The sequence below is a fragment of the Massilia sp. NBRC 108631 genome (assembly GCF_059704565.1).
The window spans coordinates 1-209 of the sequence record NZ_BAAKJE010000095.1; the positions used below are offsets into that span (position 1 = coordinate 1).

The 209-nt window shown below is 51.7% G+C and carries 1 rRNA gene; it reads left to right on the top strand.

The annotated features are described in order from the left end of the window. A 23S ribosomal RNA gene (locus AC6H42_RS10820) occupies positions 1-209 on the top strand; the annotation flags it as partial.

Here is a 209-nt window from a genome sequence, read left to right on the forward strand (position 1 = left end):
CGAACGCGGCGAACTGAAACATCTAAGTAGCTGCAGGAAAATAAATCAACCGAGATTCCCAAAGTAGTGGCGAGCGAAATGGGATGAGCCTGCATGATTTAGCACGACGCATAGTGGAACGCTCTGGAAATGGCGGCCATAGCGGGTGATAGCCCCGTACACGAAATGCGATGTGTGGAACTAAGTATGCGACAAGTAGGGCGGGACAC